This is a genomic window from Flavobacterium sp. HNIBRBA15423 (genome assembly GCF_052655965.1).
This window is the reverse complement of record NZ_CP199751.1, coordinates 173730-195720: the sequence shown is the minus strand read 5'-3', so window position 1 is coordinate 195720 and position 21991 is coordinate 173730. Positions and strand designations below refer to the sequence as shown.

Annotated in this window: 11 protein-coding genes; 3 read left to right on the top strand and 8 right to left on the bottom strand. The window is 32.1% G+C overall.

The window, feature by feature from the left end:
- The 8 genes from ACULEV_RS00775 to ACULEV_RS00740 form a co-directional block, all read right to left on the bottom strand.
- A complete protein-coding gene (locus ACULEV_RS00775) occupies nt 1-3447 on the bottom strand; it encodes a DUF6443 domain-containing protein (protein WP_445456787.1) in 3447 nt (1148 codons plus the stop codon).
- A gap of 6 nt (nt 3448-3453) precedes the next feature.
- Nucleotides 3454-6870 (bottom strand): hypothetical protein, encoded by a 3417-nt coding sequence (locus tag ACULEV_RS00770; RefSeq protein WP_445456786.1) that lies wholly within the window; start codon nt 6868-6870, stop codon nt 3454-3456.
- A gap of 11 nt (nt 6871-6881) precedes the next feature.
- Nucleotides 6882-8504 (bottom strand): T9SS type A sorting domain-containing protein, encoded by a 1623-nt coding sequence (locus tag ACULEV_RS00765; RefSeq protein ID WP_445456785.1) that lies wholly within the window; start codon nt 8502-8504, stop codon nt 6882-6884.
- Between the two features lie 729 nt (nt 8505-9233).
- Entirely contained in the window at nt 9234-9704 is a 471-nt protein-coding gene (locus ACULEV_RS00760; protein WP_445456784.1) for a hypothetical protein, read from the bottom strand.
- 91 nt (nt 9705-9795) lie between these two features.
- Nucleotides 9796-12639: an alpha-amylase family glycosyl hydrolase gene (locus ACULEV_RS00755; protein WP_445456783.1), complete on the bottom strand. Its 2844-nt coding sequence runs from the start codon at nt 12637-12639 to the stop codon at nt 9796-9798.
- Nucleotides 12640-12691: 52 nt separating this feature from the next.
- Nucleotides 12692-13786, bottom strand: coding sequence for a SusE domain-containing protein (locus ACULEV_RS00750; RefSeq protein ID WP_445456782.1), 1095 nt, complete (start codon nt 13784-13786; stop codon nt 12692-12694).
- Nucleotides 13787-13813: 27 nt separating this feature from the next.
- Nucleotides 13814-15409, bottom strand: a complete 1596-nt coding sequence (locus ACULEV_RS00745; protein ID WP_445456781.1) for a RagB/SusD family nutrient uptake outer membrane protein — start codon at nt 15407-15409, stop codon at nt 13814-13816.
- Between the two features lie 10 nt (nt 15410-15419).
- Complete coding sequence (locus ACULEV_RS00740) at nt 15420-18365, bottom strand: SusC/RagA family TonB-linked outer membrane protein (protein WP_445456780.1); 2946 nt, start codon at nt 18363-18365, stop codon at nt 15420-15422.
- Between the two features lie 226 nt (nt 18366-18591).
- On the opposite strand from ACULEV_RS00740, the gene ACULEV_RS00735 reads away from it, so the two are divergent.
- The 3 genes from ACULEV_RS00735 (at nt 18592) to pgmB (ending at nt 21990) form a co-directional block, all read left to right on the top strand.
- Nucleotides 18592-19614, top strand: a complete 1023-nt coding sequence (locus tag ACULEV_RS00735; RefSeq protein ID WP_445456779.1) for a LacI family DNA-binding transcriptional regulator — start codon at nt 18592-18594, stop codon at nt 19612-19614.
- 203 nt (nt 19615-19817) lie between these two features.
- Nucleotides 19818-21344: an MFS transporter gene (locus ACULEV_RS00730; protein WP_445456778.1), complete on the top strand. Its 1527-nt coding sequence runs from the start codon at nt 19818-19820 to the stop codon at nt 21342-21344.
- Entirely contained in the window at nt 21334-21990 is a 657-nt protein-coding gene (gene pgmB / locus ACULEV_RS00725) for a beta-phosphoglucomutase (RefSeq protein ID WP_445456777.1), read from the top strand. The genes ACULEV_RS00730 and pgmB overlap by 11 nt, the downstream gene beginning before the upstream one ends.
- The last annotated feature ends 1 nt before the right edge of the window (nt 21991 follow it).

Sequence of the window (21991 nt, the reverse complement as noted above, 5' to 3'; positions counted from 1 at the left end):
TTATTTTTTTTTGACAACATTTCCTTGTACAATAGTATAATTGTAATTTCTTGTTACTCCATTTCTAGTATGTGGCACAGTTACATTCCCTGAAATCACATTAGATGTTCTTGTTCCTATAGCTGTTCTTTCAGTAATTTTATCAACTTTCCTATTAGACATTGTTGCATTTCCTACAGTCCATCCACCATTTAAAGATTCCTCTATTGTATTAGCCTTTTGATGAGCACCAGTACCATCATTATTAACATAATCTGTGTTGCCATTTAATTGTTTTTCCGTAGTTTCTGCTATTTCATGACCCATTGTACTATAAGCATTTCTTAATTCTCCTGTTCCAAAAGCTATAATATCGTCTATATCAATTTTACCAGGTGCATCTGGTTTATTTGCTTGCATACTTCCTCCCATGATTGTTTTATCGCTTTCGTAAACATCTACACTCACATCTTTTTCCCCATTCATAGCAGTACTTAATACATCATAAAGCCCTTTTTGTTCATCAGTTTGCAACTCGTCTCTAGTTATGTTTAGTGAAAGCTTACCGTTTTTATCAATACTTGCATAATCACCTCCTAAGCCTCCATTTATAACATCTTGGGTTTTACTTATTGCAGATTGACTAGCAGGATTAGAACCAGATTTAGCTTTAAAAATTAAATCATCTGCCTGCATTCCATCAGGATCAACAAAACGTAAAGGGTTATTATAAACAGAATTATAAGGTGTCCATCTTCTAGAATTTTCCGCTAGCGGATCAATATTCATCCATCTACCTATAGCTGGGTCATAATTTCTTGCACCGTAGTCATACATGTTAAGCCCTAACTCGTCTTGTAGTTCTTTTCCGTTGTATTTATACTTGTAAACTGCATCTACAGGACTAGCCATTTTAATTTTTATGGACTCTTCCAATATTTGTTGATAGGTTTTATAGTCCATATTATAACCTTCGTGTTTTAATCCAAAAGGATAATAGTGATTTTCTTCTAATATTTTTAGGGTTTGTGTATCTGGGTCAACTCCATAACTTACTCGTATGTTTCCTAAGTGGTCAGTATAATTAAAAACATAGTTATAGTTATTTATTCCATGGGAATCAACTACATTGACATAACCTTCTGGATGTGGAAAGAATTTTAAATAACTGTCTTTATACTGAAATCCTCCAGCTAAATAATCAGTTTTTGTTATGTTACTATTTTCTGTCACTACTTTAGATACTTTTTGACCTGTTGCATTGTAAATGTAGGAAATTTTGTCAGCACTTGCAAAATTAATTTCTGTAGGTAGATTCAAATGATTATAGAGTATATCTCTTATTCCCTTGTTGTTATCTGCCTTCATATTTCCATTGGCATCATACTCATAATCGTTTCCTTCATTCTCTCCGTCTTTAAATCCTTGAGGTGACTCGGTTTCATCGGTAACGGTTAGTAACTGGTTTTTATTTACATTGTCATATTCATATAGTAAATTATCAATATGAATGGCATAATCAGGGTCATCTATAACACCGTAGCGATTTAGTCTTTGTATATTTCCATTTTTGTCATAATCTAACTGTTCACGGTAAGCATTAGGTGCTGTGGTTTCGTTTATTCGAGTGTAACTTGCGTCTAACAATCTATTTAGATTATCATAAGAAAACTGGTACTTTCTTAGCTTATTATCGCTATTTGTTTTCCAAAAGGTTTCTGAAATGTTTCCGTTGTACAAATCTGTTGCGGTTTCTGCATCATTGTAATTAATTTTAAATGAAAACAAATCAGTTCCTATGTTGTTGACATCGTTTATGTTTTTCAGCCAACCTCTTATGTTATAATTGTAATCTACGGTTTGTAAACCAGAAGCTCCTGTTACATCTAGACCTCCTACATTTTTGCTGATTAATTGTCCTAGTTCGTCGTAGGTGTTTTTGGCAATTAATTGTTCGTCTCCACTGCCAATTTGTTGTTTGTGCAGGCGTAAACGGTCTTGGTCGGTGTATTCAAAGGTGTCTCTTATGGTAATTATACTGGAATTATTGTCATACCTGTGTGTGGTCATGGTGTACTCCGTTTTTCCAGCCCAATCTAATTTGCTGTCTACTTGAGTATAACCTCCTAAATGGTTGCTGGTATAACTTCGAATGGGTCTGTATCTTTCATCATAAATGGTATATGATAATTCAGAAGCATTTGGATTGTTTATATCTAATACTTTTGTCCAGGAGCCTGTTGGTAATCCTCTTAACTTATTCGCTGTACTAACAGTATTTTGTCCTTCTATTTGTGCAGGAACTTGTGGAGCATTTGGAAAACTATAATCATCATAATAGTTTTTGGTCAGAATATCATTGGCACTTAACACAAAAGGATTGCTTCCAGCAGTAACGCTGTTCTGGTTCGTTGTTCTGCTTGTTGCAGTTACAGTCATTTGTTTCCAACCCGTTTGGGTTACTCTTCCAAATACATCATACTGGGTTATCATCCAGCCTTCGGCAGTACCTCCGTAAGGAGAAAATACTGGTCCTGTGGCTACTGGTCTATCTAGTTTGTCATAGATGATGAATTCCCATTGTTTGCCTGGTAACTTCTTTTCTACTAAACGATTACGGTAATCATATTTGTATTGGTAACCTAAATTATCAAGATTGGCTTGTGTTCCAATTCCTTCTGCTAAAGGTGGTAAAACGTAGGTTAAATTCCCATATTCATCATACACATAATAAGTGTCGTGTTTATCTCCATTGTTGTAGGTTCTTTTTAAAACTACCTTTCCTTGCTTATTTTTAAATTCTTCGGTAGTGTTGTTTACTCCTGAGGTCCAGTTTTCATCTTTGGTGATGGTTTTATATAATTTGCCAGCACCATAATAAGTTTGCGGACTGCTGATTTTAATGGTATATAGTTGCAAAGTAGCGTCCCAAGTAGCCAAAGCTTTGAAGCATTTTACTTCGGTAGCTGTATTGGTTTGGTAATCAAATTTTATTTCTTTGCCTTGTCCCATTACCCATGCATCACCAGGAGCAGCTTGCTTGAAAACTCTATTTAAAGGTGAAGCTTCTAGTTCTTTTTCACTATACGGATTGGTTGTTCCTCCATTGTGCGTGCTGTAAAAACTATTTAAATCGGTAGCTACTGTAGCTACATCAGTATAATTCAAAGAAGCAGATTGATTCACATAAGGTAAATAGTCTTTGGTTTGTCTACCAAAAGCATCATATTCTATGTGAGTAATTATATCCTTACCTGAATTGGATTGTTTGTGTGCTACTTGTTGGATGGGTCTTCCTAGTCCATCAAAGTAGGTTATCTGTACAGTTGCATCTGCTGGATTGGTAACATCTACAGTTACTTCAGTAGTTGGCTTTTTATAGGTTATGGTTCTTATATAATTCTGATCTTGACTTTGGGAAAAAGCAAGAATAGGGATTAGTACTAATATATATAATAATTTCTTCATCTTGCCTTAGTTTTTATAATGATAGTCGTTCTTACTTAAATTATTACCGTCTTGGTCTTTTACAAATTCCAAATGGTTGAAACTATCATAATGATAGGTTATTTTGTTTCCTTTTGAGTCGGTAACGGTGCTAATTCCTACTAGTGGTTTGTAAGTATACGTAGTTATCATAGCGTTAGGCAAGGCGGTTCTTAAAGCATCCAAAGCAGCAATTAAATTCCCTTCATCTGTTCCATTGGAAAGCGTTTGTAAGTTCGCTTCATAGGGTTGCACTTGAGCATAAGTGGCATTTTCTATTTTGGCAATAGGTTGAGTTTTGTTATAACCCCAGATGTAAGTGATAGGAATACCTGATTCTAGCTGTACTTCTAGTGGATTACCATTGGAATTATCCAGTATATTATATTTTACTCTTATTTCTGCTGTAGCATCTCCTTTTGAAGCTTTTATAACTTCTGGTGCTAATAAGCCATTGCCCCAGTCTTTATAAACGGTTTCTTTCTCAGATAGTTTTTTGTTATTTATAAAGGATTGTGTAATCAATGGAATACCAATCATGTTTTTGTCAATCAAGGCCTGATTGCCTTTTTCATGAGCATAAAAATATTTTGTTTCTATTTCTTCATCATTGGAATCAGCCACTTTTTGAGTAGTTAATTGCAAATGATTCGGACTATCATAATTACTTTGAACAATACTTTCCGATGTACCTGTTAAAGCATTGTTTGTGTCATAGAAATAATCCGTTGTTTTAGCATATTTTAAATAATACCTGTAGGATATATTTTTGTATTCAACAATATCTATATTATCCATTCTATTGTAAAAAGTAATTACGTCTCCAGGATTGAGACCATAACAGGCATGGTTGAGATATGTCGCAACATTATTTGCTCCAGATGCATAACATTTCCCTCCTATAGTAAGTCTAAAATGATTATGATTTGTTGTACAGCCTTTAATTTCATATCTAGTGTTGACATCCGTAGAACTACAGGTATAAGCCGCTGGTCCTTCTAAAATTTCATCGTACTTTTTTCTTGCTGAAAAATTAATTAACTCTTTCGTTTTTGTTTCATCAAGGAAATATTCATTCGTATTTTTTTTGAGTAAATAAAAACTACTCCCTTTCTTTGAAAAAGTTTTTGTTTCTATTTCAAAACCATTATTCCAACCAAAATTAGTAAAGGGAGCTCCTGAAATATCATCACTATTATATAGTGTCTTTCCAAAATAATCTTTGTTTACAACAAACTGTTTTTCTTCAGCTCCATTTTCAAAATTATCTCCGCCATAACTAATGGTTACATAAGGATAGAAAACACTCGATCCATTAACATACATGTTACTTAATGAACTTGAACTTACAATTAAATCAGAAAATTCTCTGTATGCTGTCCCTGCACCTGAACCTTCACTAAGAGCTATTTCTCTCCATTTTCTAAAGTTTGTATAGTGTGGATCAAAACCTTTTACCCCTGACGAAACGTTTAATTGGTTCAATTGAGAGTAATAATATCTTTTTTTATTTGAAAGCATATCGTTATTATTATAATCGATAATGCTTTTTACTCGGTTTCCTGCAATAGGGATATTAATTTCCTGATACGTTCTAGGATAGTCATCTTTATAATAAGTAATTGATGTATAGCCTCTAATACAATTAAAACTATTTGTCAATTTTACAATATAATTTTTCCCTTCTTCAGCCATAAAATAGCATGCTCCATTATTTAAATTTGACGATACTCCTATATCGATATAATTTCCAAATTGATCATATCTAAAAAGCCCAACTGCTTCATTATCTTCAACACAGAAAACAGATGTAATGGTTTTATGCTTGTTTGCACCTGTATCCATACTACTATCGCAATTATAAAAACTGGAGCTACCTGATAGTGTTACTTTATGAGTAAAATGAGCAAAAATTTGTGTACTCTCTGTTTTTGACATATCATCTTCATAAGAATCTATGGTTACCGTTTTTGTGAAACATGTTGGATTTCCAGTTCTCATATAACCTTTAAAATGGTAATCATTGGGTTCATATTCAATTACAGAATATCCTCTTGTAGGATATTTTACTTTTGACAAAAGACCTATTTTAGAATAGTTGCTATTAAAATCGAAATTAGAATGTGTATAATTTATATTTTGAAGACCATATCCGTCAATCTCAGGAATCAAGTTAGGATTTGTAGTTACACCATTATAGTAACCCCAAGCATCTCTACCTTTATCCAATCTACTTGGAAAACTATTAGGTTGAATGTATTCAAAACTATATTTTTGTTCAGGATTAAACATAACTACATCTTGTAGAAAAATTCGCTTATTGGTAGTCGCTAAATAGTTTAAATTAACTCTATCAATTACAACTTGTTCTTTATTTAGTTTTCTTATTTCACTAAGCACTACATCTGGTTCAGATGCTGAAGAGGGTATCATGTCCTGATAAGTAAAAACTAATTTTCCATCATTTGGGTTATTACTTTCGATACTTCCTATTTTCTTACCTATTACTCTCATATGGTGAGAGTTTATAGGAGAAATGGTAGGTGCTTTAACATATGGTTTCCCAACCGAATATTGATAACTAGGATAGGATAAAGACATTTGTTGACTTTGTGAAGAAATATAATACTCTCCATGGTTAGTATAATTTATATAAACTTCCCTACCTTCAATCGTTCTTATCTTACTTAAATACCAAGCAGAATAACTCAAACTCGGTTCTGGATGACCTTCTCCAGAAGTCCTAAGCATTGTTTGTTCTTTTACTTCAAAATAATAAATTGTACCCTGTAAATCCGTTATTTTAAAATTATAAATATCTGTTGACAATGGGTCTAAATAAACTTCAATTTTAAAATCTGATTGAGGTAAACTTATAATCGTTCCATCTCTATCATAGACAAACTGTCCAGAATTGCCATTGAAATTGTAACTGAATAAATCTCTTTCAGAATCCATTTCAGCATTTTCTCCAATAGTCTTTAAATACTGCATCAAAGTAGGTTCTAAATAATTATTATTAGAAGCCTCTTGAAGTACTAGCTGAGAATCTTCGTCCGGTTGGTCTCTTATCACCCTATTTATTACACCACCACCAATTAAATTCCAACCTAAACCTACTCTAGAATTAACATCGTCAACCTTTATTCCAATTGAAGAATAAGAGAGACTAAATGGAACACTTATGTTTTTAGAATTAAAGGCTAGTAATGGTATTTGTACACCAGGTGAACCAGTAAATAATCCAACAGGGACATTTCCATAATTTCCTAAAGCATAAGCTTCTGGAGAAGGTGGAATTATATTTGGTAAATACTCTTCTGGTTTTGGTTCTTCTTGTCCAAAAGCTGAAAAACTACATAAAAGGAGTAGCCCAATTGTTTTAATCTTGTATATATATTTCATGATACTATGTCTTATTTTTTAATCACTTTTACACTTCCTGTTTGGGTATTGGTTTTTATCTCAATTAGATAAATGCCTTGTGGTAGGTGGCTTACTTCCATAGGAATGGTGTGTTCTCCTTTTAGGGTTTGGGTTTGCAGGCTTCTTCCATTTAAATCATACAGGGTTGCCGTGCCATTTTGGTAGTCAAAATTTACAATGACATTGGTAAAACTAATGGCAGGATTGGGCATGGCTTCTACTGTGATTTTTAGCTTTTCTTCTTTTTCTTTGTCACGTAGTTTTACTACCCAAAAATCGGTACCTCCTTTTGTGGAATTCTTGTCTCTTGAGGCGTTTCCGTTTGAAGTTCCTGCTAATAAGTATCCGCCATCTCTGGTTTCTAGTAATTTTTTTAGTACTTCATCGCCTTTACTGCCTACGCTTTGCGTCCAGATTTCTTCTCCTTTAGCATTGATTTTTAAAGCAATGTAGTCGTTAATACCTTCTTTATCTGATTGCAAACTTTTCACTTTTGACTTTTGACTTTTCACTTGTGCCTCACTCTGTGCATAACCACCTATTAAATAACTACCATCAGGGTTTTCTACTATCGAAGTTAAGACGTCAATCTTACCATAATTATAGGTTTCTTGCCAATCTATGCCTCCTGTTTTATCCAATTTTAGTACCCAAAAATCAGTACCTTCTTTGTTGGATTTTGATTTGGAATTGGTAGCTCCAGAATTGGAATTTCCACCCACTATAAAGCCACCATCTTTGGTTTGTGAAAGGGCAAATAAATTGTCATCCTTATCACCACCAAGGGTTCTTTGCCATTCCATACTACCTTCTTCGTTTAGTTTTACAATCCAGTAATCGCCTAATCCGTAGTTGGCTTCTGTTTTGTCTCCTGATATGGGTGAATTGGAATAACCTCCTAAGATATAACCACCATCTGTAGTTTGTTGGATGCTTTTTAATTCGTCTTGGTATTGCCCTCCAATGGTTTTTTGCCATTGCATCGTGCCATCTGACTTTAATTTTACTACCCAATAATCTAAGTTCCCTCTGGAATTTTCATTTTTGGAGTATTTGTCTTTTTCAAGATCTTCGGAAGCATCTGAACTAGAAGTGCCTCCTAGAATATAACCACCATCTTTTGTAGGTGCTATGCTTAGTAGTTTTTCCATGCTACTGCCTCCTATGGTTTTTTGCCAGATTTCTTGTCCTTTGGCGTTGAGTTTAATGACCCAGAAGTCTTCTTGTCCTTTCGAGTCTTCTTTTTTGTCGATTCCTTTATCTGAAGTGGAAGTGCCTCCTAATATAAAACCGCCATCTTGTGTAATGGCAATGCTTTGTAGCAGATCTACTCTATTGCCTCCAAAGCTTTTTTGCCAATCCAGATTGCCTTTTTCGTCCATTTTCCAAAGCCAATAATCGAGGTCTCCTTTATTATTGTCTTCTTTATTGCCGTTTTTACCAGAAATCGAACTTCCAGCTAGAATAAATCCATAGTCTGGTGTGGCAATGGCATCGTATAAAAATTCGGCATGTTTACCTCCATAGGATTTCTCCCAAAGGATGTCTTGGGAATAGGTTAAACTGGTCGCAAATAGGAATGCAACCAAACATAAGTGGGTGTTTTTTATCATAAGAATAGCATATAATTTTTACTCGAGAACAAAACTAGGTCATTCTTCCTATACCAGTCAATACGTATTTATACGTATTTTTGCCCTTTTTTACTACGTATTTTTACGTAGTTTGCCTCTTTTTATACTATTAGAGGGTAAAAAACACGAAAAGGTTGGTTAAAAGACTTTTATTTTTTTCTGCAGCAAAATATGTAGGTTAGGTAGTTAAAAATAGTTTTATTTTGACTTTAACTTTTGAGGTAGAAAAACTGTAATTTTTGTTAAGGTTTTTTGAGAATAGTTTTTGACAAAAACTGAATGAGATTTACTATATTCTTTTAGGACGAGTCAGAACTACAATAAGTATTTTAGCTATGAAAAAACAGTTGTATAGTAAATTTAGGGTTAAGAATTATATTTGTATAACTATAATAGGATTTATTTAATAACTTGTATAGTTATTTTAGGACGGGTCATAGGACGGGTCATAGCTATTTTAGGACGGGTCATACTTCATGCTTACTCCATATTAAAGGCATATCAAAGCCATATCAAAGGTATGGATAGTGTATGAAGAGTGTATGGGAATAGAAACAACATTAAATCGCAATTATTAAAACCCATCTCAATATGTTCCCATTATCGTTAGGACTTTAAACTAACTAAAAATTAGCAACAGAAATTAATTGTCCTTAACAAGTTAAGGTATATTTTAATTGAGAAGCAAGGATTTTAAGCTAAAGCAGATTACTTCAAAGGTCTTAAGGTGTTACTATAAGTAATGGAATACTTTATATTCGAATCTTTGTATTCTTTCATTAAATAAATAAACTTATATTTTTTGGATTTATCAGAAGGTATTTGAATTTCTTTTTTTGTAAAGTTATCAAACACTATTACTTCATAAGCATTTGAAAAAGCGATATAATCCGCTATTTTTGTATTCAAATTAGTAATAGGATAAGAAGAATATATTGTTTTATCATTTTGCTTTATCATTATTTTTTCTCCTTTAAAACCTTGTGTTAACAACACAACACTTTTATTTTCTGAAGTAGCATTGTTTTCTTTTAAGAAAGATAACTTCTCTTTATCAGAGATACTTTTAAAATCATCTCTATATTGAATGGTTATATCACTAGATTTAATAGCGAAATCACTAGATTTACAACCTATTAATCCTAAAAACAAAAACATATATAAACTTTTTTTCATCATATAATACTAACTTAAAAATTGATTTTATAGTATAAAAAAAGCACCTTTTTTTTCAAAAAAGTGCTTTCTTAGAAAATTAACCTAAATCAAATTATTCCTTAATAAATTTTCTTTTAGCCATTCTATTATCTGCATTTATAATTTTAATAAAATAAATTCCCTTTTGAATCTCTTCTATATTCAAACTTTCATTAGCTTGTACCGATTTATAACTTTTCACCAATTGTCCTGTGATTGTATAAATTTCAATAGTTTTAGCCTCAGTTGAAACAAATAATGCATTTTTAGCAGGATTAGGATACACCTTTAAATCATCGTTGTTTTCAAATAGGGTCGTACTTAAAGTACTTGGTTGGTTACCAAATATTCTAAATTGACCCGAAGGAATAGCTATAGTTGTGGCTGTATTTGTTACATTATAAGGCGTATCATCCATTAAATCATACCAAGTTCCTGTGTAAGGGAAATCGGGAATTATATTTTGATTGTTCACAGAGAAATTAGCCAAAATCACTACATTTTTCAATTGTGATGTGGGTAAACTGTTATCATAAATATAAATTCTTTGTTTTAAATTATCTCCTGCATCTGGACTAATAGAGTACTCTCCATTAAAAACAGTTTCCGAAGTCTTTAAATTAATGAATCTAGCATATTTATCATAAATAGCTCCTCTTATTGGATCGTTTAGCCAATTTTCAGACCATTGTGGTTGTGGTTTAGTATCTAATTTACAATTTCCTGCAATGGCATCTGATTCTGTATTTACACTCCCATTATTACAGGTATAAATAGAATCATCCATCCCTAATTCTTGGAAATGCCAAATCATTTTTGGTCCTGGTACTAATATACTCGTTGCTCCTATTGAAGCCATTCTATTTAAAGCATTGTTTAAGTTTCCATTAACTGGAGCTGTTCCAGTTCCATCACCATAAGTGATTGCTTCATACATCAAACGGTCTTTATCATGACTTTCTGGGTAACCAATTAGTCTTTTTCCTATAAAACCTCTACTAACATGTCCCATACCAGTAATACTAGCATTTGACGCATAACCTAATGCTAGCTGCTTGTAAGAATTAAACATTTCTCCCCACATCATCACTCCTTTTCCTTCTGCAATTCTATAATTAGCCCACTGCTGCTCTTCTGTATTAGAACCTAAATGTTCAAAAATTGCATAATGATTAGTATCTAAACTCCATGTATAATCAACATATTCTTTTAATACATCTACCCTATCTTGTTGATAAGCATTCGTACAAGTTTCATTTCCACTGGTACAATTTTGGGTAAACCCTTTTGTTAAATCCCATCTAAAACCATCAATTTTAAAATCTATAATCCAATGTTTTAAAGTACGCTTCACATAATCCTTCGTATAAATAGAAGAATGGTCAAAATCTTCTCCTACACTATAACTATGAGTCGCAACGGTATTAAAATAGGGGTTTTCAGCGCTTGGAGCTCCCCAACCATCACCATCAGGATCATTCATCCACATTCTCACCATGGGATTTCTTCCAAAAGCATGGTTAAAAGCGATATCTAAAATTACAGCAATTCCATTTTGGTGACAAACATCAACCAACTCTTTAAACTTATCTTCCGTTCCATAAAATTTATCTAGAGCCATATGAAAAGAGGTATTATAACCCCAACTTTCATTTCCTTCAAATTCCATTACTGGCATCAATTGAATAGCATTAATTCCAAGATTTTTAAAATAGGAAACCTTATCTATTACATCTTGATAATTTCTGTTAGCATCAAAATCACGAACAAGCACTTCATATACCACCAAATTGTCTTTACTAGGTTTAGAAAAATTAGTTACTTGCCAATTGTAAGGTGTTTGCCCTGTTTGTAAAACTGTAACTTCTCGTTCTTGTCCCACTGGATAAGTGGGTAAATTAGGATAGGAAACAGCAGGAATATAAGGATCATCAAAAGGAGACAATACTACAGTAGAACAAGGATCAGCTACTTTTACTAAAGAAGGAGAATTAGCAATAGGAGTTTCATCCACCACCCAATATTGATAAGATTCCACTTGTCCTGCTGTTAAGCCTGTTAGTTCTAACCAAAACTTACTAGTAGAAGGGTCTTTCTTCATAGCATACACCGAAGAAGGTTGCCAATTATTAAAAGTACCAGCTACATAAACAAAATCTTTCCCTGGAGCTTCTAAAACTAAAGTAGCCTTAGTATTATCTGATCCATTATAATTAATACCATTTTCTAAACCACTAGGTAATGCTTCTGAAACTGTTCCTGGATTAATTACAACCGAGAAAGTTTTAGTTTGTGTAATTGCACCTTGTGAAATTTGAAGCTCATAACTTTTATTTGTCGTAATATTATTATCTATAAAATTATATGTGTTTCCTGTAAAAGTATTAATACTAGCTCCATTCGCTAATAAATTATAATCAGCGCTCCCATTTGTATTATTAGCTGTTATAGTTAAACTTTCATTGAAATTAATTACTGTTATACTATTTTCGTAAGGATTTGTTAGATTAGCCTGAAAAGCACCAATAGACAATTCTAAATCAGAAGTCTGTTGAGTGCCATCAGCACTTCTAAACACCACATTAATCTTAGTTATACTTCCTGTAGGATTATTATAAAAAGCTAAAATTGTTGGTGTTAAATCTAATTTATAGACATTACCAGAAACAACTGTTAGTACTGGTTGAGAAGTATTATTTCCCCAAGAACCTATAACATTTTGCCATTGTACACCATCTACTGTTATACCAGTATGAGCATAAATTAATCCAGAATAAGCCGATAAACCAGTTCCAGTTTTATCGAATAGAATAGTTGCTGATTGACTTGCTTCTGGAGTTACACCTCCTTGCCAACTCACTTGGCTAAAACATACATAAGAAATAAATAATAGTAATAATGTAAAATTCTTTTCCATTTTAATTCAATTTTAAAAAAGTAGGGCTACCATATAGTAGCCCTTATTAATACTATTGCAAAGTAAGAGTGTATGTATACTCACGAGGATTACTTAGATCAAGCTCTATTAAATAAGTACCTGCTGTAGCAACATTTAAATTTGGCCCACCATAATCCATAAATTCATCACCATTTGAATCACCTCCTAAATTTAAATCCCATCCATTGTTTGCTCTAAACTTAAATTCATTTACAGTAAGAGGTAAAATAATTTCCCATTTTTTTGTTGATGAATTATAAGTCATATCATGATCTAATGCTGGATCAGGCCATCCATTTGGAGTTGCAGCTCCAGTTATTGCCCAATTTGCTATTGCAATTGAATATTTTAACCCATTAGGATTAGCAGCTGTAACCTCACCTGTATTCGCTTTAACATAGTAGTAGCCTGAAGCAGCATTTATGTTAACTTCATTTTCTTCAACAAGAACACCTGAGAAAGTCCCATCATCTCCATAATCCGGACCTCCATTTGGAGGAAAATTAAATTCTCCATTTGGGCTTTGAGCAACAAACTTAAATTCTCCATCTAACCATACATAACCTTCAAAATCAGTTTTACCAAACTCCGAAGCCGCTAAAAGAGGGGCGGTTGGTGCATTCCAGCCTTGATGATTTCCTGGAACCGCTAATTTTGGCAAATCTGTTGAGTAAGTAGTAACTAAATAAGTAATAACATTTGAAAAAGATTCATTGGATGTTGCAGTGCCAACAGTTGCTTTAATTCTTATTTCCAATCCACCTTCTGAAAAAGGAGTTAAACCTACTCCAACAGATGCAGAATTTAAAACATCTGATGTTATAGTTACATAATTATTTGTTGTAGAAGTAATTACAGTAGGTGAATCAAAATTATCGCCACTCTTATCAATTTCAACTGAATAAGTTATTTCTGTTGGCGTTCCAAAATCAGCTTCAGACCAAGTTAATGAAACACCTGGATTTAATGGTGTATCAGGATTTAAAACTGCACCTTCACCAGAAATAGGTGACAAAATTTCGAAAGTTGCTTCAGGTTGTAAAAACAAAAGATCTTGTTCGTCTTCACATGAATTTAGACTAAAAATTAGTCCTAAAGCTAATAATGATTTATATATATTTTTCATTTCTTTAAATTTATAATTAATAGTAAACTAGTATCCAGAATTCTGGGTTAAATTAGGATTAGAAGCTAATGAAGCTGTAGGAAGTGGGAAAACTTTTAAGTGATTGGATAAAGCAATACCATTTGAACCATTGCCTTTCCAAACCCAATTATAACTTCCTCCTGTAAATTTCCCAAAACGTATTAAATCTTGTCTTCTATGAGACTCCATGTATAATTCTCTTACTCTTTCGTCAATAAGAAAATCTAAATCTAAATCTCCCATTGCTATGTTTGCAGAAGCTGAACCACTATTAGCTCTTTCTCGTAACATATTTACATAAGTTAACGCTTGAGTCATAGTTGCATTAGAAGCACCTCTAACTGCACATTCAGCATACATTAAATACACATCTGCTAAACGAAACAGAGGAAAATCTGTATCTACAAAAGTTGTATTTGACCCCACTACACCAGTGGAAGATATGTTTGAATATTTCCCAAAAACATATCCTTGATCTCTATCTGCAATATCTGTAATTTCTATGTTTCTATTTGCTGAAATAATTGTATTTCTTGCATCGTTGTTAAAAATAGGATTATCAAATAAAAGTGAAAATTGTTTTCTTAGCCTTATAGCTCCTCCCCATCCACCAACACCAAATGAACTTCCATTATTTTCAAGAGAACCAACTTGTCCATTACAAAAAACGGTTGTAGGACCATAGTTCTGTGTTGTAATAGCATCGGATTGAAGGGTGAAAATTAATTCAGATGAAGAATCATTATCCTTTTTAAAATTGTTTAAATAATTGGGATTTAAAGTATACCCACCAGCAATTATTTCATTACATTTTGTAACACAATCAGCATATCTATTTTGACCAATAAATACTTCTGCATTTAAATATAATTTTGCTAAAATCATATTTGCAACTCCTTGATCTAATCGACCATATTCATTTGTTCTAGGAGCTTTTAAACTAGAAAAAACAGCATTAATCTCAGATTCAACATAATCAAACAATTGTTGTCTATTATATTCTGGCCCTTGAAAATTAATTGGATTGTTTTCTGTAATAAATGGAGCTTTCCCAAATAAATCCATTAAGTTATAATAAGCAAGTGCTCTTAAAACTCTAGCTTCACTTCTATACAAACTTATATCTGCTAATTGACTTGCATCAGTTATTCCTCTTGAACTTAACTTCTCAGGAGTTGATTGTCTTAAAAACTCGTTTACTAAAGCTACTTCAACCATAGTTCTACTAAACATCCCTAAAAGAATTGGATTTTCAGCAGACCAAATATTACGTTGTAATTCTCTTGTTCCTGGATCGTTTTCATAACTCCATATAACCTGATCTGTAGTAAGATCTTGTAAATACCATAAACATCTACCATATTGACTTGTACCAGCATCTACCCCTTCCAAAAAAGAAGATTCAGATCCTCCTGTTCCTGTTAAAGATAAATTTCCATATACACCAGCTAATGCTTGTTTGTAAGCCCCTGGCTGAGAATAAAAATTATCTGCTGTAAAAACATCATCATCCTCAGGAGTAACATTCAAATCATCTGTACATGAGAGGAACATTGAAAGTATTCCAATGAATGCTAAAAGGTTAAACTTAAAATTTTTCATAATCATTTTTTTAAAATTTAATATTGGCACCAAATAATAAAGATCTTTGTCTAGGATAAATAGTGTTGTCAATTCCATTATTAGTAATTTCAGGATCTAAACCAGAATATTTAGTTATTACAAAAGCATTTTGAACCCCTGAATACAATCTAACGGAAGCTTTACCCTCTAACCATTTTGGAAAAGTATACCCCAAAGTAACATTGTCCAACCTAAGGAAAGAAGCGTTTTCAATATAGATATCTGACAACACAACATCGGATGTAGTATTAAAATTTGTATCTTGAACTGAAGAAGGTATGTTTCCTAAAACCCCCGAAGCCTGATTTAATAAATCATATTGAGCTCTACCAGCATCAACAGCATTATAAATTCTATTTCCAATACTTGCTCTTAAATTGAATGAAAAATCAATGTTTTTATAATTAAGATAAGAAGCAAATCCAAAAGTTGCATCTGGATCAGCGTTTTTATAAATATATCTATCATCTCCATTAACAATCCCATCTCCATTTAAATCCGCATAAGCCCCTTCTATGGGTTTACTGTTTGAATCATATAATTGTTTGTAAACATAGAATGAATAAGGTGTAAATCCTTCTCTAAGTATTTGAGCTGTTCCTCCTGTTCCTGTACCTGTTCCTCCAATGAAAATATCAGCATTTAATGCTAATTCATCTATTCTTCTCTCAAATTTTGTAGCATTAAAATTCACATTCCATTTCAAATTATCTTTCTCCACTAATTTAGCATCAATTGCAAACTCAATACCTTTTACGGTTAAATCTCCAATATTTTGAAACCCTCTATTGGAGAAATTTCCTCCATCTGGTAAAGCGGAGCGAACTAATAAATCTTCAGATTTTTTATAAAAAGCATCAATTGTTCCTGTTATTTTATCATCTAATAAACCATAATCAAATCCAACGTTATAGGTAGTAGTTTCCTCCCACTTTAAATTAGAATTATAAGCTGTAGAAACTGCAATTGGCGTTGCTGTTGTACCAAAAATATATTGTGATTGATTATTACCAGTAACATACTGTTGTAAATAAGAAAGACGATCTCCAATCTCTTGTTGACCAGTAATACCATAACCTAATCTTAATTTAAGATTAGAAATTAGTGTGGAATCTTCAAAAAACTCTTCTTTTAATTTCCATGCAAATGAGGCTGCTGGAAAATTACCCCATCTATTTTCTTCAGAAAAACGAGAAGATCCATCTCTTCTATAAGATAAAGTTAAAATATACTTATCATCATATGTGAAATTAGTTCTTGCAAAAAGACCTATTAAAACAATATCAGCAAATGTATCTACATCTGCAATTGCATCTGAGTAATTGGGTTGAAATACATTACCTGTACTAAAACTGTATCCTTCAAATTTCTGATAAGAATATCCAGCAGTAGCATCAACCTCTAATTTATTAAATAACTTTTTATAATTAAAATACCCATCCAAGGATCTATTCTTTCTTAAAGCTTCTGAATACTCATTAGTTCCATAAGGTCTATTGTCATTGCTAGGTGCTGATCCTGTAAAACGAGAAACACTTCTAGTTCTTTCTCCATTAGACTCATCAAATCCTAAATTTACTACTCCTCTTAACTCAGGTAGAAAATGAAATTTATAATCTATTTCAAAGTTTCCAAATAATCTATTATTAATTCCACTATCATTTGTTTGTAATAACTGAGACACAGGATTTCTTACAACACTTGGTGTTAATTGAGCTTGTGTTGGATTTAAATTACCGTTCCAATACTCAAAAAAGCCTCCATAATAAGAATTTGAATCATACACTGGTTGCGTTGGATCAAAACGTAGCGCTGCTCCTTCTACACCATCAGCAAATCTATTTCTTTCATTTGCATAGTTTGCAGATACTCTAAGTTTTAAATGATTATTTAAAAGGCTAGGATTTAAAGATATTCCAATTGTATTCCTATTAAACTTATTCGTTAATCTCAATCCTTCTTGATAAGTATTTCCTAAAGATAGTCTTGAAGGAATTACATTAAATAAGTTGCCTCTAATAGAAATATTATTATCGACTAAATCAGTTTTTCTATATATTTCCTCTTGCCAATCGGTATTTGCTGTGCCTAATTGACCTACACTACCTGGTAATTGTTCAGCAACAACATTTCTAAATTCAGCAGCAGAAAAAACATCCACTTTTTTAACTAATTTTCCAGAACCATACTGAAAATTATAGTCTACACTTAAGGTTTTACCTCCTTTTTTAGTGGTAATGATAATTACACCATTAGACGCTCTTGAACCATAAATAGCTGTAGCAGACGCATCTTTCAAAACCGTAAAAGATTCAATATCACTAGGGTTCAAAGCTGCTAAAATAGATGTTGAACCAGTATTGGTAGTATTCTCTATTGGCAATCCATCTATTACAATTAATGGATCATTCGAAGCAAAAAGGGACGAACCTCCTCTAATTCTAATTTCTGAACCAGAACCTGGTGCACCACTAGTATTAACTGTAAGACCAGCTACTCTACCATTTAATAAATTTTCAGCAGTTACTACTGCTCCTTTATTAAAATCATCTGAGTTAATTTGCGTAACAGCTCCCGTTGCGTCTTTTTTCTTAACTGAACCATAACCAATTACTACAACTCCTTCTAATTGGTTTGCATCTTCAATTAATAATATTGTAATCTCTTTTTGGTTATTATAAGTAAATGTTTGTTTTACAAATCCTACATAAGAGAAAACAATTTGATCTCCAACTGATAAATTTGAAAGCGTAAAGTTACCATCAAAATCTGTTGATGTACCTGTCGTATTATTTACTACTGATATATTTACACTTGGTAAAGGTGTTTGTGTGGCACTATCTAACACTTTACCTTTTAAAATGTTTTGCGCAAACATACCCAATGGTAATACTATCAGCATGAAAAATAATAGCTTTTTTTGTAATGTTTTCATACAATTTGTTTAGGGTTAAATCTTTAATTTTTTCGCTTATAATTCACTTCTAATGTTAAATCTATGTAAAAAAAGCGTAAAAAAAAATCAGGTTCAGATAATGGCTTCCCGAAAACGTTTTCGTGTTGAAAACTTTATTAAATTGGAGAGTTTTTTATATTAAAATTGCGATACTAAGAAAAATAAAAGTACTTTTATTAAAAATATTAAATTTACTACAAATTCAATGAAAAGAAAAGTAACTTTAAAACAAATTGCTAAAGAATTAGATGTTTCCATATCAACTGTCTCTAAATCTTTAAAAAATAGTTCAGAAATTAGTGAAGATACTCGCTTAAAAGTTCAAGCATTTGCAAAATTATACAACTACAAACCTAATAACATTGCTTTAAGTCTAAAAAACAAAAAAACAAAGACAATTGGAATAATCATTCCAGAAATTGTACACCACTTTTTTGCAACAGTCATTAGTGGAATTGAACAGGTCGCAAATGAACAAGGCTACAATGTTATTGTATGTCTTTCCGATGAATCTTTTGACAAGGAAGTTATCAACTTAGAAATGCTGGCTAATGGAAGTACAGATGGCTTTATAATGTCTCTCTCTAAGGAAACTCAGCAAAAGAAAGACTTTCATCACTTACAAGAAGTTATTAATCAAGGAATGCCAATTGTAATGTTTGACAGAGTTGCCAATGAAATATTAGCAGACAAAGTCATTATTGATGACTTATTAGCCGCTTATCAAGCTGTAAATTATTTAATCGAAGAAGGACGCAAAAAAATAGCTTTAATTACCACAGTAGATTATGTTAGTGTAGGAAAATTAAGAACAGAAGGATATATAAAAGCTTTAACCGATCACAACATTATTATTGATGAAAAAATAGTTCTTAAAATTGAAGATATTGACAATTGTTCAGATGTTATTCAAAAATTAATTATAGAAAATGAAATAGATGCTGTTTTTGCCGTTAATGAACTATTTGCAGTTGTTGCAATAAAAGAAGCGTTAAAAAAAGGAGTAAAAATCCCTGAAGAAATGTCTATTATAGCTTTCACTGATGGAATTATTTCAAAATTTTCTACCCCAACGATAACAACTGTTAGTCAAAATGGTGTAAAAATGGGAAGGAAAGCAGCTGAAATGCTAATTGAAAGATTAGAAACAGAAGACGAAGAAGAAGAAAGATATCGCACTGAAGTAATTGAGACAAATCTAATTTCTAGAGAATCTACGAAAACGTGATAGCTTGATTTAAACAATTGATTTTTAATTATTTAAATTTTTCATTTCCTATTTTACTCATGAAAAAAAACTATCAAAAAGTATTGTTAGATTAAAATAAAATATATATTTGTATTCAATCAAAGCTTATAATACACTTCTAAAAAAAATAAGTTTTGATAAGCAATAACGCTTATCGTAAATAAATTAACACATTACGATACATGGAAAAGCGTAAGTTAAGTTTCTGGGAAATTTGGAACATGAGTTTCGGTTTTTTAGGGATACAGTTTGGTTTTGCCCTGCAAAATGCAAATACTTCTAGAATTTTTGACACTCTTGGTGCTGAAGTTGATAAAATTGGGCTCTACTGGTTAGCAGCTCCATTAACTGGACTAATAGTTCAACCAATAGTAGGATATTTTTCAGATAGAACTTGGACAAAATTAGGAAGAAGAAGACCTTACTTTTTATTAGGTGCAATATTATCTTCTATTGCTTTATGTATAATGCCCAATTCTCCAACTTTATGGGTAGCAATAGGAACACTATGGATAATGGACTCTTCAATTAATATTTCAATGGAACCTTTTCGCGCATTCGTAGGTGATAATTTACCTGAAAGACAAAGAACTTTAGGATTCTCCATGCAAAGTTTTTTTATAGGAATAGGCGCTGTCGTTGGTTCTGCTTTACCTTATATTTTCACCAATTGGTTTGGAATTGAAAATACGGCTCCTGTAGGAATAATTCCTCCATCTGTAAAGTGGTCATTCTATATGGGAGGTATTGTTTTTCTTTTAACTGTATTATGGACAGTTTTTAATTCAAAAGAATATTCTCCCGAAGAATTAGAAAAGTTTGAAAAAACTAAAGAATCCAATTCTAATAAAATAGAAAACAGTCAGTCTCTTGTTCCATTGAAAAAACAATTAAACTATGGAATTAGTTTAACAGTAATTGGAACAATAGCTTTAGGATATGTCTACTATATAAATAGAATTGATAACAAACATAAAGAATTATACATCCTAGCTATAGGGCTATTTGTCACAGGAATACTTTTTATTATTGTTTCACAACTACGCAAATCACAAATAAGAAATGGTTTCACCATAATAATTACTGATTTATTAAACATGCCTAAGACTATGAAGCAATTAGCTTGGGTACAATTTTTCTCATGGTTTGCATTATTTGCAATGTGGATATATACCACAAAATCAGTAACGGGTCATGTTTTTAACACCTATGATGCAACTTCCAAAGTTTATAATGATGCTGCCGATTGGGTTAGTATTATGTTTACGGTTTATAATGGTGTAGCTGCAGCAGTAGCCTTTTTACTTCCTGTAATAGCAAAAAGAACCAGTAACAAATTCACTCATATGTTAGCTCTAGTTGCTGGTGGTTTAGGGTTAATTTCAATCTATTTTTTATCTGACAAAGTGGGACTTCTCTTAGCAATGGTGGGTGTCGGAATAGCTTGGGCAAGTATCCTTTCTATACCTTATGCCATGTTATCTGGATCGTTACCCTCAAATAAAATGGGATATTACATGGGCGTTTTTAATTTCTTCATCGTTATTCCTCAAATTGTTGCAGGAACTATTTTAGGATTTTTAGTCAATGCATTTTTTAATGACAAACCTATTTATGCTTTAATAATAGGAGGTTTTTCAATGATTTTTGCTGGGCTATTAACTCTAACTGTAAAAACAAAAAGAAAATTAAATAGTAATGAGCAATAAAACTTTCATATTTGACTTAGATGGAGTTATTGTTGACACGGCAAAATATCATTTTTTAGCTTGGCAACGATTAGCTTCACAATTAGGAATAGAATTTACTCCAGAACATAATGAACAACTAAAAGGAGTTAGTCGAGTAAGGTCATTAGACTTAATATTAAAATTAGGCAAAATTGAAGCTTTACAAGAAGATAAAAACAAATGGTTGATTCAAAAAAACACAGAATACCTTTCCTATATAGAGAAAGTAGATCAAACAGAAATTCTACCTGGTGTTTTATCTGTTTTAAACTATTTAAAAGAACACCAACAAAATATTGTGCTAGGTAGTGCAAGTAAAAACGCAAGACCAATATTAGAAAAAACGGGTATTATACATTATTTTGATGTTATTGTTGATGGTAACGATGTTACTAATGCGAAACCAGATCCAGAAGTATTTCTTCAAGGAGCAAAAAAAATGAATGTTACTCCAAATAACTGTATTGTATTTGAAGATTCTGTTGCAGGAATTCAAGCAGCAAATATTGCTAATATGATTAGTATAGGAATAGGTGAAAAAGAAGTATTGCATGAAGCACAATTTGTGTTTCCAAACTTTACTCATATAGATACAACTTTTTTAGAAAATTTATTGAAAAAATAAA